Source organism: Lentzea sp. NPDC004789, assembly GCF_053601075.1.
In genome coordinates this window covers 100,071-113,686 of sequence record NZ_JBSGBE010000011.1, presented here as the reverse complement: position 1 = coordinate 113,686, position 13,616 = coordinate 100,071, and the positions used below count along the sequence as shown (strand labels likewise).

Genomic DNA, 13,616 nt, shown 5'->3' with positions numbered 1-13,616 from the left:
TCGGGAAGTGGCCAGGAAATGTCCACTAATTCCAGTGCACGGTGAATCGAGGGGTAGTCGCGGCTCGCTGAGCTGCGGTTTTGTTCAGCGCGCCGGGTGGCTGGACCGCAGCAATGGCGAGTGTTCGCGAAACCGATGACCTGCTCGCCGGTCGAGTGATTACCGGCTGGTAAAAGGCTGCTCACCGAGTTGGTGAATTGACGCCCGAGCCGCCGGCCTGATCACGCGGGTGCTCTCGCGCCGGAAGGCGAGCCCCTGTCCCGTAGCGACGACCAGGTTCGTGACCGCCAGCGCGACCCACAGTCCCGTCAGCCCCGCGTGCCCGGCGATCGGCACGGCTGCCAGCGCCAGGGTGCCGTAGCACGCGGCGAACACCACGAAGCTCGGCGTCGAGCGCTTCAGGCCGGTGAGGCCGAAACCGAGGATCGCCTGCAGCCCGTCACCGAGGACCACGAGCACCACCAGGACCAGCAAGGCGGTGACCGCGCTCGCCACCGTCGGATCGAAGGTGAACAACGGCACCACGAACGCCCGGAGCGCCAGGACGAGCGCACAGACCACCGTCAGCGTCGTCATCGCCGTCAGCAGGCCCGCGAAGACGCCTCGCCGCGCGCCGCGCAGGTCGTGGTGGCTCGCCCGCACGCTCACGAGCGGCACCGCCGCCTGTCCGATCGCCACCGCCGCGGTGAACATCAGGCTCACCAGTGAGGTCGCGATGTTGTGGACGGCGACGTCGGTCTGGCTCAGCCGTGCCGCCGCGAACGCGAGGACGCCCAGCACGCCGAACTTCACCAGGACCGTGCCCGCCATCGGGAGACCCACCCCGGCGAGGCTCATCATCTGTCCGAAGTGGACCCTGGTGCCCACCATCGCGGTGAACCGGACGCCGAGACGGCGGCGCAGCCCGGCCAGCGCGATGGTGCCGCTGACGAGGTTCGAGGCGAGCAACGCGACGCCCGCGCCGTTGAGCCCCATGCCCGCCGCGATGACCAGCAAGGGGGACAGCACCGCGGTGCACGCGGCTCCGGCCAGCCCGGCGTGCATGACGGTCCTGCCGTGCCCGAGTCCGACCAGCCCGGCCGTCGCCATCGAGCCGAACCCGTTGAGCAGCACGCCTCCCGCCATCAGCAGGGGGAACGGGCCGGCCGCCGCGTGCACGCCCGTGGCACCGGCGAGCAGCGGTACGCACGCCACGGCGGCCGCGCCCGGCACCCCCGCGAACACCGCGAGCCAGGCGCCGTTGCGCACGACGCGCAGCAAGCCCGCCGGGTCGGCCTTCTCGGCGGCGACGAACGGCATCACGCCGCGCACGGCACCCGAGACCGCCGCCATCGCCGGCAGGTAGACCGCCGCCGTGAGGCCGAACTCGGCCAGCGCGGCGGTGCCGAACCGTCCCAGTGCCGCCGTGTTGACGAGCGCGCTCAACGACACCGCGATCATCGAGAGGTACAACGGCAAGGCGACCCGGACGATCTCCTTGACGTCCGGCCACCGGCTGGCGCTCGTCATGAGACAGATGATCTCGCTGCCGCCTTCGGCCGCGCAGCTGTTCGCGAGAGGTGACGTGGATGTCGGCAGGTGCCGGTCACGCCGTCTCCGTGCGCGTGGACGGTGGTGCCCGCGGGTGAGGTGGACGCCGTCGCGCCTGGCCCGGCTCGGTCAGTCGATCGTGCGCAGCAGCTGGCAGATCTCGGTCACCGCGTCGTGCGCGCCGTCGCCGTGCGCGCGGACGGTGACGGTCGTACCAGCCGTGGCGCCGAGCCCCATCACGGCGAGGATGCCGGTGGCGTCGACGGTCCTGCCCTCGTGCGAGAGCTCCAGGCGGCACGGCAGTTGCGCCGCCGCCCTGGCCAGCCTGCCCGCGGGGCGGGCGTGCAGGTGGGCCGGCAGGACGACGTCGGCCGTGTGCCGAGAGGTGTCAGAGCTTGGTGGCATGGCGGGCCTCCTGGGCTGCGGTGGTGACGGTGGCGAGGTCGGCGCCGCCGGCGGCGGTGACGGCGGCGGCGACGGCGCCCTCGACGAACGGGGCGTCCACGAGCACCACGTCGGGCCGGTCGTGGTCGTCCAGCACCGCGCGGGCGGTGATGACGGAGCTGCCCAGGTCGGGCAGGACGACGACGCCGCGGCCGTGGTCGGCGGTCTTCACGGCCGCGGCGATCGCGTCGTAGCTGGTGCCGATGCGGCCGTCGGCGGTGCCGCCGGCGGCGATCACCGAGCCCGGTTCCACGCCCAGCTGGTTCAGCAACGCGCGCAGGCCGGATGCCAGCTCCGCGCTGTGCGACACGAGTACGATCCCAACAGGTTGCATGAATGGGATGTTGTCATGCTGAATGGTGTTCAGCAATACTGAATCGAGGTTGTTGTGGTCCAGTCGGTGCAGCGGGCGGTGCAGATCCTGCGACTGCTGAGCGCGGGCGGTCCTCGGCTGGGCCTGGCCGAGCTGGCCGATCGCATCGGCATCGCCAAGCCCACGGTGCACGCGCTGCTGCGCACGCTGGAGGCCGAGGGGCTGGTGGCGCAGGACAGCCAGACCGGCAAGTACGTGCTGGGGCCCGGCGTGCTGACGCTCGGCAACGCCTTCCTGGAGACGCACGAGCTGCGGATGAGGTCGCTGACCTGGGCGGACCTGCTGGCGGCCAGGGCCAACGAGGCGGTCTGGGTCGCCGTGCTGACCGGGGATCACGTGCTGGTGGTGCACCACGCGTTCCGGCCGGAGGGCGCGGTGCAGATCCTCGAGGTGGGGGCGAGCATCCCGTGGCACACGTGCGCGCTGGGCAAGGCGATCGTGGCGTTCCTGCCGGAGGAACGGCAGGCGGAGCTGCTCGCCGGGCCGTTGCCGCCGCTGACCGGCCGCAGCATCGCCGACCCGGACGTGCTGGCCGAGCAGCTGGCGCAGGTGCGGTCGGCCGGTTACGCGCAGGAGGACCAGGAGTCCACGCTCGGCGACGCCGGGATCGCCGCGCCGGTGTTCGACCGGTCGGGGCTCGCCGGCGCGATCGGCGTGGTCGGACCGGTCGAGCGGCTGCTGGCGGAGGGGCAGAACCAGGACCTGGCGGTCAAGGTGCGGGAGGTGTCCCGGCAGCTGTCCCGTGAGCTGGGGGCCGGTCGCGCACCGCTTGCGCGCGTGCTCGCCTGACGTTCGGCCTTGACAGTGACCTGGGCCACGCTTACCTTCCTCTCGTTCAGCATTACCGACCGCCGTTCAGCAAACTGGACCCTGGTTCCCCGCCGAGGAGGTGAGCGCCCGCATCGCCGCGGGCGTCCCACATGGCTGACAACTCATTCACCCAGGCACTGATCGCCGAGACGCTCGGCACCGCGACGCTGGTCTTCATCGGCGTCGGATCCGTCCCCGCGACGCTGATCGTGGGCGGCGACGCCCCGTTCACCATGGCCCAGCTGGGCATGATCTCCCTGGCCTTCGCGACCGCCGTCATCGCGATGGTCCACACGATCGGGCACGTCTCCGGCTGCCAGATCAACCCGGCCGTCACGCTCGCGCTGGCCGCGAGCGGGCGGATGCCGTGGCGGCAGGTGCCCGGCTACCTCGCCGCGCAGCTCGCGGGCGCGACGCTGGGCGCGTTCGGCATCGTCGCCGTCCTCGGCCACAAGGCCGTCGACACCGGGCTCGGCATCGCCTCCTACAGCGGCGAAGTCGGTGCGGGCCAGGCGTTCACCGCCGAGGCGATCGGCACCTTCCTGCTCGTGCTGGTGGTGTTCGGCGCGATCGACAGACGGGCGCCGCAGGGCTTCGCGGGCGTGGCCATCGGACTGGCCGTGTTCGCGATCATCATCCCGATCGCCCCGGCCACCGGCGCCTCGATCAACCCCGCCCGCACGTTCGGGCCGATGCTCACCGAAGGGCTGTTCGGCGGCACCGTCCACTGGGGACAGCTGCCCGTGTACGTGGCCGCCGAGGTCGCGGGCGGGCTCGCGGCCGCGGCCGTCTACCACCTCATCGCCACCACCCAGCGCGTCGCCGAACGCCCGGCGCCGGTGCAGGCCGAAGGAGTCCTGTCGTGAAGAAGCTCATCAACACCCCCGAGTCGGTGCTGACCGACGCGCTGGCGGGCATCGCGGCGTTCCACCCGGAGCTGCGGGTGGACGGCGGCAACCGGATCATCGTGCGCGGCGACGCGCCGAGAACGGGCAAGGTCGCGCTGGTCTCCGGCGGCGGTTCCGGTCACGAACCACTGCACGGCGGGTTCGTCGGTCCGGGCATGCTCGACGCCGCGGTGGCCGGCGAGGTCTTCACCTCCCCGGTGCCCGACCAGATCCTGGCCGCGGCCAAGGCGGTCGACGGCGGCGCCGGAGTGCTTTTCGTGGTCAAGAACTACACCGGTGACGTGATGAACTTCCAGCTCGCCGCCGAACTCGCGGCCGACGAGGGCATCGCCGTGCGGACCGTGCTGGTCGACGACGACGTGGCGGTGCAGGACTCCACCTGGACGGCGGGCCGGCGCGGTACCGGCGCGACGGTGTTCGTGGAGAAGATCGCCGGTGCGCTCGCCGACCGGGGCGCGGACCTGGACAAGGTCGCCGAGATGGCGGAGAAGGTCAACGCGGCGTCGCGGTCGTTCGCGATCGCGCTCACCGCCTGCACCACCCCGGCGGCCGGGCGTCCCGGTTTCGACCTGCCCGAGGACGAGATCGAGATCGGCGTGGGCATCCACGGCGAACCCGGCCGCAGCCGCGGGAAGCTGCGGCCGGCCGGGGAGCTCGTCGGCCTCGCGCTGGACGCGATCCTGGCCGACCAGCCCCTGACCGCGGGCGACAAGACCATCGTGATGATCAACGGTCTCGGCGGCACACCGCTCATCGAGCTCTACGTGGTCGCGGGCGAAGCCGCCGCGGTGCTCGCCGCGCACGACGTGCGCATCGGCGCGAGCCTGGTCGGCAACTACGTGACCAGCCTCGACATGGCCGGGGTGTCGATCACCGTCTGCCGCGCCGACGACGAGATGCTCGACCTCTGGGCGGCGCCGGTGGCGACGGCGGGGCTGCGGTGGGGCAACTGATGACGCACCATCAGCCCACCGGGCACGATGGCGGCACAGCCGTCCGAGTCGAGGAGGATCCGGTGGACACGTTGGACACGACCGCGGTCATCGCGTGGATCCGGGCGGTCGCCGCGGCGGTCGAGTCCCATCGCGACCAGCTCACCCAGCTCGACGCCGCGATCGGCGACGCCGACCACGGCGCGAACATGTCCCGCGGCTTCACCGCCGTCGCCGCCGCGCTCGACGAGCTCGGCCCGGTCACGGCCGGCGAGGTCCTCGTCAGGACCGGCAGCACGCTCATGTCCACTGTGGGCGGTGCGTCGGGTCCGTTGTACGGCGCGGCTTTCCGGGCCGCGGGCAAGGCGCTGACCGAACCGGCGGCCACCCCGCGGCAGCTCGTGGCGGCCCTGCACGCCGCGACGGCCGCGGTCACCCAGCTCGGTGCGGCCACCCTCGGCGACAAGACCATGCTCGACGCGCTCGCGCCGGCCGTCAGCGCCCTCGAAGAGGCCGTCTTCCACGGTGCCGACCTGGCCGCGGCGGTCGCGGACGCGGCCAAGGCGGCCGAGGAGGGCGCGCACGCCACCATCCCGCTGCAGGCCCGCAAGGGCCGGGCGTCCTACCTCGGTCCGCGCAGCATCGGCCACCAGGATCCGGGCGCGACGTCCACCGCGTTGATCTTCACCGCACTGGCCGGGGTGGTGGCCGCCACGTGAACCGGCTGCGCTTCACCGGGCGTGCGGCGAGCCCCGGCACCGCGGTCGGTGTGCTGCACCGCACCGACCGCCCGTTGCCGACCGCGTTGCCCTGGAACGGCATCGGCAACCCCGTCACCCAGATCACCGAGGCCTTCCAGGGCGTGGCCGCCGACCTGCTGGCCACCTCGGAGCGGCTGCGCGCGGACGACCGCGCGGAGGACGCCGACATCCTCGAAGTCATCAGCTACCTGGCCATGGACACCGACCTGCGGGCACTGGCCGTCCGGCACGCCCAGGACGGCCTGCCGCTCGCGTTGGCCGTGCAACGGGCGGTGGACCGCCATGCCGCGGCACTGGCGGCGCTGCCCGACCCGACGCTCGCCGAACGCGCGGCCGACGTCCGCCAGGTCGGCAAGCGCGTGATCGCCCGGCTGCACGGCCACGACCACGGTCTGGACGCCGACGGCCCGGTCGTGCTGATGGCCGGCGAGATCGGCGCGGCCGATCTGCTGGAACGGGCCGGTGCGGTGGCCGCGGCGGTCTCCGTCACCGGCGGCTTCAACTCGCACGCCGCGATCGTGGCGCGCTCACTGGGCATCCCGTTGCTCGTCGGCGTTCATCCCGCCGTGCTCGACCACGCCGACGGCGCACCGGTCGCCGTCGACGGCGAGCTGGGCCGGATCGTCGTCCACCCGAGCCAGGCCGAGCAGGCCGCCGCGGGCGAGGCGATGCGGTCCGCGCGGCAACGCCGGGAGGCCCTTGCCGGGCAACGACATCTGCCCGCGCAGACCCGTGACGGCCACACGGTCACCTTGCGCGCCAACATAGCCACCACCGTCGAGGCCCGTGCCGCGGTCAGCGCGAACGCCGACGGCGTCGGCCTGCTGCGCACCGAGCTGCCGTTCCTCGACGCCACCGAGTGGCCCAGCGAGGCGCAGCACGCCGGTGTGCTGCGGCCGGTGTTGCGCGCGCTGGCCGGGCATCCGGTCACCGTGCGCACCCTCGACTACGCCGACGACAAGCTGCCGCCGTTCCTGGCCAGGGGGCGCGACGGCCGGGTGGGCCGCGGCCTGCCGCTCATGCTCGCCGAACCTGACGCGTTCGCGCGCCAGTTCCGGGCCGTCCTCGCCACCGCGGGGGAGTGCGACGTGCGCATCATGATCCCGATGGTGGCGACCCCGGCCGAGCTCGACGCGTGCCGGCACGTCCTCACCCGCGTCGCATTCGACCTGGGCGTCACGCTACCACCGCTGGGCGCGATGATCGAGCTCCCGCAGGCCGTTGCCGCGGTCGACGACATCGCGGCCCGCGCGGACTTCCTGTCCATCGGCAGCAACGACCTCACCGGGCAGATCCTCGGCCTGGACCGCCGCGACCCCGCGCTGACCCCGCAGCTCGCCGCGCATCCCGCCGTGCTGCGGGCCATCGCCGACACCATCGCCGCGGCCCACCGCCACCGTCAGCGCGTGTCGATCTGCGGCGACGCGGCCGCGCATCCGCTCGTCCTGCCGCTGCTGGTCGGGCTGGACTGCGACGTGTTGTCGACGGCACCGTCCCGCCTCGACGAGGTCCGCGCGACCATCCGCGCGCTCGACCACGCGACGTGCGCCGCCGTCGCCCGCCAGGCCCTCGCCCTCTCCACCGCGGAGGAGGTGTGGGAGATCGTCCGCGCACACTGCGTTGCGCGGCACGAGGTGGATCAGCCGGCCGTGGGCGCCTGACCACTCACCTTCGGTTTCCCGAAGTACCTCTCCTGGCCCGGTACCGCACCCGCGGTACCGGGCCAGGGCCGTATTCCAGCGAATTTCCGCCGCCGCCCGCGGGTGCACGTGTTCCGATGGCCAGACCAATGGCTGATCCATTCCTGGCAAATGGCTCCCGGGGTGTGGTAGGGGGCGGCTTCTGCGAAGAGTTCCGGTAAGGGGGCCACGAGTCTCGGATTGGCTCTTTGCACCGCCTGGGTGCCCCATTATCGTCGGATACGAGGGGCATTGAGACGACCTGGGAGGGGTTGTCACACCTGCCCGCGCGGTGCGCGGGTCTTCGGGGGGATTCGGTTTCGGCTGGACGCTGCGGCTGTTTTCGGCTGCCCTCTGCGCGGTGTGCACACCTCCCTCCTTGGGCTTGTTCACTGAACACAAACTAAGGAGAAACTCGTGTCAGCAGGAACGGAAAAGCTGGACCGCACGCGTCTGGAGAAGTTGGCTGCGGACCTCATGGAGGAGCAGTTCCAGCGGGTTCCGCGGATGCGTGAGTTCCACGCGGGCGAGTGGATCGACCGCGACTACTACATCCGCCACGTGATCGAGACGGTTCTGCGGATCCGCCTCAACAACGAGGTGGACACCTACGCGTTGTTCAAGGTCGGCTCGAAGGACGACACGCTCGCCGCCAACCTGGCCAAGTACCTGGCGGAGGAGTTCGGTCACGAGACCATGTTCACCCGCGACCTGAAGAAGTTCGGGCTGTCCGCGGAGGAGCTGGAGACCTACGACGTCTTCCCGACCACCAAGCAGCTCATGGGCTACCTGCGGCTGGCCGCCGACGACCGCGGCCCGGCGCCGACCACGGTGTGGGACTGGTTCGTGGAGTGGTACTCCGACCGCTACAACCAGATCATCACGAACAAGGCCACCGAGGTCTTCGGCAAGGAATTCACCCGCGGCAAGCAGGCGCACCTGGACTTCGACGAGTCGCACGACCACGACGAGCTGATGTTCCGCACGGTGTCGCGCGCGGTGGAATCGTTCGGCACGGCCGAGCAGGCGTATTCCGACCTGATCACCTTCGTCAACCTGATCGGTGACTACTTCGCCGAGCTGCACAAGACGACGGTGGCCGACAAGGAGCTCTCCGCAGTCTGAGTCAGGTGCCCGGAGGTGGTTCGGCGTGCCAGGTGAGCCACCTCCACCAGGCCTGGTTTTCCCACAGCGCAGAAAGATGAGTGTTCATGGCTGGTGTGCAGCCGGGTCAGGGCCGCCGAATTCTCGTGATCGAACCCATGGGCGCGGGCCTGGGTCTCGTCCGGGTGGGGCGTGAGCTCGGGTTCGACATTGTCGTGGCCACGTTCAACGGCGACGACAGGGTCATTTCGGCGGACGATCTCGCCCTCGCCGAGCTGGTCGTCCAGGTGGACACCAACGACGAGGCCGCGCTGACCGAGATCGCGGTGGACCTGCACGCGCAGCGCCCGCTCGCGGCGATCCTGCCGGGGTTCGAGTTCTACGTGGACGTCGTGGCCCGGCTGGCGGACCGGCTCGGGCTGCCCGGCCTGCCCGCGACGAGCGTGCTCGCGCTGCGGGACAAGGCGGTCATGCGCGAACGGGCGCAGGCCGCGGGGCTGCGGGTGCCGCGCCACGTCCGGGCCACCAGCCGCGCCGAGCTGCTCGCGGCGGCGGAGGTGGTCGGGTTCCCCGCGGTGCTGAAGCCGACCGACTCGGCGGGCAGCGTGCACGTCAGCCGGGTGAACGACACCGAGGAGCTGTTGCGGCGCTACGAGTTCATGACGTCCGATCCGCGCACCGACCTCGGCCGCAGACTGGACGGCAGGGTGCTGCTGGAGGAGCTGGTCGTCGGGCCGGAGGTCAGCGTCGAGGGGTACGTGAGCGGCGACGAGGTGGTGATCGTCTCGGTGACCGCCAAGCTGCTCGGGCCGGAACCGTACTTCGTCGAGGTCGGCCACATCGTGCAGGCGGACCTGGACCCGGCGGTCCGCGCCGACGTCGAGTCCTATGTGGACGAACTTTGCCGCGCCCTGCGGCTCACCACCGGCCCGTTCCACTGCGAGCTGCGGCTGCGGCCGGACGGCCCGGTGCTGATCGAGATCGGCGCCCGGCTGCCGGGCGGCCACATCGCCGACCTGATCGAGCTGGTCACCGGGGTGTCGCTGCCGCGGGTCATGCTCGCCGCCTACACCGGGCTCGACCTGGACCAGGTCGCGGCGCTGGGCACGCCGAAGGTCAAGTGCGCCGGACTGCTCGGGTTCACGGCGACCGGGGAGCGGTTCAACGGGGCGCACGGCCTCGACGAGCTCCGCGACGCGCCCGACGTGCTGGAGCTGCAGGTGTACGTGCGACCGGGCGAACCGCTGCCGCGGCCGGACGACTTCCGCGCCCGGCTCGGCCACGTGATCTTCCACGCCGACTCGTACGCGGCCGCTCTGGAGCGCTGGCGAGCGATCGAGAGAGAGGTGCGTTTTGTCTGAACGGCCGATCTACCTGGTGCTGAACAGGTTCGACGACGAGTTCGGCGAGTACCACCGGTTCACCGAAGGCCTGGACTGCGATCTGGTCCACATCACGTTGCCGGCCGGCCTGGCCGTCCTCGACCAGGACAGCGCGCTGCAGACCGTCGTCGTGGAGAGCCTCGACTTCGACGCGGTGCTGCCGATCGCGCGGGACCTGGCCCGGCGGCACGGCGAGTTCGCGGGCGTGGTCGGCATCTCCGAACGGGACGTGCTCACCGCGGCCCGGCTGCGGATGGAGCTCGACACGCCGGGCTGGACGCCGGAGTACGTCACCCGGTTCCTGGACAAGCCGCGGATGAAGGAGCTCGTCGGCGGGGCGGGGCTGCGGGTGCCGAGGTACCTGGCGCTCGACCAGGACACCGACGCACAGGCCGTGGTGGCGCGGCTCGGACTGCCGGTGGTGCTCAAACCGCGGGCCGGCGCGGCATCGCGCGGTGTGTCGGTGCACCACGACGTCGCCGGGCTGGCCGCCGCGCTCGCCGAGGTGGACCCGGCCGGACACGAGTGCGAGGAGTACATCCAGGGTCAGGTCCTGCACGCGGACGGCGTCCGGCGGCACGGGAAGTTCCACTACGTCAGCGTTTCCGAGTACATCGACACCTGTCTGGGCTTCACCGAAGGACGATCGCTGGGCTCGGTGCTGCTCGACGCGGGCGCCGAACGGGACCGGATCGCCGAGTTCGCCGGGCACTGCCTGGACGCGCTCGGCCAGGAGGACGGCGCCTTCCACCTGGAGCTGTTCCGCACCGGCACCGGGGAGCTGGTCTTCCTGGAGGTCGGCATGCGGCCGGGCGGCGGCGAGATCGGGTTCATCCACCGCGACGTGCTCGGCATCGACCTGTTCGGTGAGACGTTCCGCGCCACGCTCGGCCTGCCGCCGCTGACCATGGCCGAGGAGTTCGCCGACCCGTCCGGCGGCGGCTTCGTGATGGTGCCCGAACGCGGGCCGCTGCCCAGCCGGGTGGTCTCGCGCACGCCGATGGCCGGCGTGGTGCCCGAGGTGTACGCGGAGGTGCTGCCCGAGGTCGGCTCGGTCTTCGACGGCAAGGGCGGCTACTACCACATCGGTGGCCGGTTCCGGTTGCGCGGCAAGGGATACGCGGACGTGCACCGCGCGGCGACCGAGATCATCGAGAACTACGAGCTGGTCGTGGTGCCCGACGGGCCGGGTGCGGACCGGAGGAGGACTGGGGTATGACCGAACGGGGGGAGGACGCCGGCGCCGTGCGCGTCGCGCTGGCGGAGAAGCTGACCGGGGACGAGTTCTCCTGCGTCGCCGGCAAGACCGCGTGGCTGCGAGGAACCGTGGTGCACCGGCACTTCGGCGAGATGAGCGCGCCCGCGACGACCCGCGAGCTGCACGACGCCGTCGTGGACTTCGTGGTCCACAAGGACGAGATCGACCCGCTGATGGCCACGTTCGCGGCGAGCTTCACCGCACCGCTCGGGCTGACCGAGCAGGAGTTCGAGACCGCGCTGTGGCGGCAGTTGCAGGACCTGCACGAGCTCGACGCGACCCGGTTCGGCTGGGACCCCGCGGTCGACTCCGACCCGGCCTCACCCCGGTTCGGGTTCAGCCTCGGCGGGCACGCGTTCTTCGTCGTCGGCCTGCACTCCAACGCGTCCAGGATCACCCGCCGGTTCCGCTACCCGACGATGGTGTTCAACTCGCACCTGCAGTTCGAACGGCTGCGGGAACGCGGTGCGTACACGCGGATCCAGTCCCAGGTGCAGGCGCGGGAGATGGCCCTGCAGGGCTCGCTGAACCCGAACCTGGCCGACTTCGGCGAGGCGTCCGAGGCCGCCCAGTACTCCGGCCGCGCGGTGGAGGACGACTGGACCTGCCCGTTCCACCCGCGGGTCGCGGCCGACGTGGCCGGTGAGGCGCGGTGACCGGCTGGGTGGTGGTGACCGGTGCGTCGTCGGGCATCGGCCGGGCGATCGCCGAGGGGTTCCTCAAGGAGGGCAGGCGGGTCGTCGCCGTGGCACGGCGGGCCGACCGGCTGACCGAGCTGACCGACGTGCACGGCACGGACCTGCTGCGCGTCGAGACGGTCGACGTGCGCGACGAGGACGCCGTGCACGGTCTGCTCGCCGGTCTCGACGTGGACGTCCTGGTCAACAACGCGGGGCTGTCGCTCGGGCTCGGTCCGCTCTCCGACGGCGACCCCGGCGACTGGCGCACCATGATCGACACCAACATCGCGGGCGTGCTCGCCTGCACCGGGGCGGTGCTGCCGGGCATGCTGGCGGCCGGCCGCGGGCACATCGTCAACCTCGGCTCGCTCGCCGCCGAGCACGAGTACTTCGGCGGCAACGTCTACGCGGCGAGCAAGGCCTTCGTGCACCACCTGTCCGCGAACCTGCGCGTCGACGTCCAGGGCACCGGAGTCAGGGTCACCTGCGTCGCGCCCGGCATGGTGCGCACCGAGTTCGCCCAGGTCCGGTTCAAGGGCGACGCCGGCCGCGCGGACGCGCTGTACACCGGCATCCAGCCACTGTCCTCCGTGGACGTCGCGAGTGCCGTGCTGTGGGCGTGCAACACGCCACCTCACGTCAACATCAACTACGTCGAGCTGATGTCCGTCGACCAACCGTTCGGGCTGTCCCTGAGCCGCTCGAACACCAGAAGGGAATCGCCGTGAGCGCCGTCCGGTCCTACACCGACTTCGCGCAGTTGGAGGAGATCGTCGTCGGTAGCGCCGCGAACCTGCACGTGCCGCCGGTGGACATCTCGCAACGCCACTTCTTCGGACTGGAGCCGGACCACGCCGACGCGGCCGCGCCCGCCGACCTCGCTCGGGCGATCTCCGAGGCCGACGAGGACCTGGCGACGCTGGGCCGGACGCTGGAGTCGTTCGGCGTCAAGGTCCGCAGGCCCGAGCCCGCCGACCACTCGCGCCCGCTGTCGCTGCTGGAGTGGCGGACCACGGCCGGGCACGCGCTGATGCCGAGGGACTGCCTGCTGGTGATCGGCGAGACGATCATCGAGGCGCCGATGCCGGTCCGGTCGCGCTACGCCGAGACGTTCCCGTTCCGGTCGCTGCTGCGCGAGTACTTCGAGAGCGGCGCGCTGTGGCTCGCGGCACCGAAACCGCAGCTGCCCGACAGCACCTACCGGTTCACGCCGGAAGGTGCCGTGCTGGACGAAGTGGAGCCGTTGTTCGACGCCGCCAACATGATCCGCTGCGGGCGGGACGTGTTCGTCAACATCAGCAACACCGCCAACCGCATCGGCGCGCGCTGGCTCGCGCGGGTGCTGGGCCCCGAATTCCGGGTGCACGAGATCTCGATCTGCGACGACCACGTCGGCACGACGATCCACCTGCTGAGGCCGGGCGTGCTGCTGGCCAACGCGGGCAGGCTCGGCCCTGACGACATCCCGGCGCCGCTGCAGGGCTGGAAGACCCTGTGGTTCGACGAGCCGGAGGACGACGGCTTCGCGCTGGACTGGGCGCGCGCGTCCACGTGGATCGGCATGAACATCCTGTCGGTCAACGAGGAGACCGTGATCGTGCCGGACAAGCAGACCGGTCTCGCGCGGCTGCTGGAGAAGGAGGGCTTCACGGTCGTGCCCGTGCCGTACCGCCACGGACGCACCTTCGGCGGCGGTTTCCACTGCTGCAGCCTCGACGTGCGGCGGCAGGGCGGTCTTGAGTCCTACCTCTAGGG

14 protein-coding genes are annotated in these 13,616 nt (G+C 71.5%); 11 read left to right on the top strand and 3 right to left on the bottom strand.

Going from position 1 to position 13,616, the window contains the following annotated elements; translation table 11 throughout:
• Positions 1–159: 159 nt before the first annotated feature.
• The 3 genes from ACWEIJ_RS24920 to dhaM form a co-directional block, all read right to left on the bottom strand.
• Positions 160–1,509, bottom strand: coding sequence for an MATE family efflux transporter (locus ACWEIJ_RS24920; protein WP_449839634.1), 1,350 nt, complete (start codon positions 1,507–1,509; stop codon positions 160–162).
• A gap of 150 nt (positions 1,510–1,659) precedes the next feature.
• Entirely contained in the window at positions 1,660–1,935 is a 276-nt protein-coding gene (locus tag ACWEIJ_RS24915; RefSeq protein ID WP_449839633.1) for an HPr family phosphocarrier protein, read from the bottom strand.
• Complete coding sequence (gene dhaM, locus ACWEIJ_RS24910; protein ID WP_449839632.1) at positions 1,919–2,308, bottom strand: dihydroxyacetone kinase phosphoryl donor subunit DhaM; 390 nt, start codon at positions 2,306–2,308, stop codon at positions 1,919–1,921. Before dhaM ends, ACWEIJ_RS24915 begins: the two co-directional genes overlap by 17 nt.
• 54 nt (positions 2,309–2,362) lie before the next feature.
• Between dhaM and ACWEIJ_RS24905 the strand changes: the two genes are divergently transcribed.
• The 11 genes from ACWEIJ_RS24905 (at position 2,363) to ACWEIJ_RS24855 (ending at position 13,614) form a co-directional block, all read left to right on the top strand.
• Positions 2,363–3,136 (top strand): IclR family transcriptional regulator, encoded by a 774-nt coding sequence (locus ACWEIJ_RS24905; protein WP_449839631.1) that lies wholly within the window; start codon positions 2,363–2,365, stop codon positions 3,134–3,136.
• 131 nt (positions 3,137–3,267) lie between these two features.
• Positions 3,268–4,023: an MIP/aquaporin family protein gene (locus ACWEIJ_RS24900; protein WP_449839630.1), complete on the top strand. Its 756-nt coding sequence runs from the start codon at positions 3,268–3,270 to the stop codon at positions 4,021–4,023.
• Entirely contained in the window at positions 4,020–5,018 is a 999-nt protein-coding gene (gene dhaK, locus ACWEIJ_RS24895) for a dihydroxyacetone kinase subunit DhaK (protein ID WP_449839629.1), read from the top strand. Before ACWEIJ_RS24900 ends, dhaK begins: the two co-directional genes overlap by 4 nt.
• Positions 5,019–5,080: 62 nt before the next feature.
• On the top strand, positions 5,081–5,716 hold the full coding sequence (dhaL, locus tag ACWEIJ_RS24890) for a dihydroxyacetone kinase subunit DhaL (protein WP_449839628.1): 636 nt from the start codon (positions 5,081–5,083) through the stop codon (positions 5,714–5,716).
• On the top strand, positions 5,713–7,419 hold the full coding sequence (locus ACWEIJ_RS24885) for a putative PEP-binding protein (RefSeq protein WP_449839627.1): 1,707 nt from the start codon (positions 5,713–5,715) through the stop codon (positions 7,417–7,419). Before dhaL ends, ACWEIJ_RS24885 begins: the two co-directional genes overlap by 4 nt.
• A 435-nt stretch (positions 7,420–7,854) precedes the next feature.
• Positions 7,855–8,562, top strand: coding sequence for an iron-containing redox enzyme family protein (locus tag ACWEIJ_RS24880; protein ID WP_449839626.1), 708 nt, complete (start codon positions 7,855–7,857; stop codon positions 8,560–8,562).
• 86 nt (positions 8,563–8,648) lie between these two features.
• Positions 8,649–9,902, top strand: coding sequence for an ATP-grasp domain-containing protein (locus tag ACWEIJ_RS24875; protein WP_449839625.1), 1,254 nt, complete (start codon positions 8,649–8,651; stop codon positions 9,900–9,902).
• Positions 9,895–11,142: an ATP-grasp domain-containing protein gene (locus ACWEIJ_RS24870; RefSeq protein ID WP_449839624.1), complete on the top strand. Its 1,248-nt coding sequence runs from the start codon at positions 9,895–9,897 to the stop codon at positions 11,140–11,142. The genes ACWEIJ_RS24875 and ACWEIJ_RS24870 overlap by 8 nt, the downstream gene beginning before the upstream one ends.
• A complete protein-coding gene (gene gntA, locus ACWEIJ_RS24865; RefSeq protein ID WP_449839623.1) occupies positions 11,139–11,837 on the top strand; it encodes a guanitoxin biosynthesis heme-dependent pre-guanitoxin N-hydroxylase GntA in 699 nt (232 codons plus the stop codon). Before ACWEIJ_RS24870 ends, gntA begins: the two co-directional genes overlap by 4 nt.
• On the top strand, positions 11,834–12,589 hold the full coding sequence (locus ACWEIJ_RS24860) for an SDR family NAD(P)-dependent oxidoreductase (protein WP_449839622.1): 756 nt from the start codon (positions 11,834–11,836) through the stop codon (positions 12,587–12,589). The genes gntA and ACWEIJ_RS24860 overlap by 4 nt, the downstream gene beginning before the upstream one ends.
• On the top strand, positions 12,586–13,614 hold the full coding sequence (locus tag ACWEIJ_RS24855; protein ID WP_449839621.1) for an amidinotransferase: 1,029 nt from the start codon (positions 12,586–12,588) through the stop codon (positions 13,612–13,614). Before ACWEIJ_RS24860 ends, ACWEIJ_RS24855 begins: the two co-directional genes overlap by 4 nt.
• The last annotated feature ends 2 nt before the right edge of the window (positions 13,615–13,616 follow it).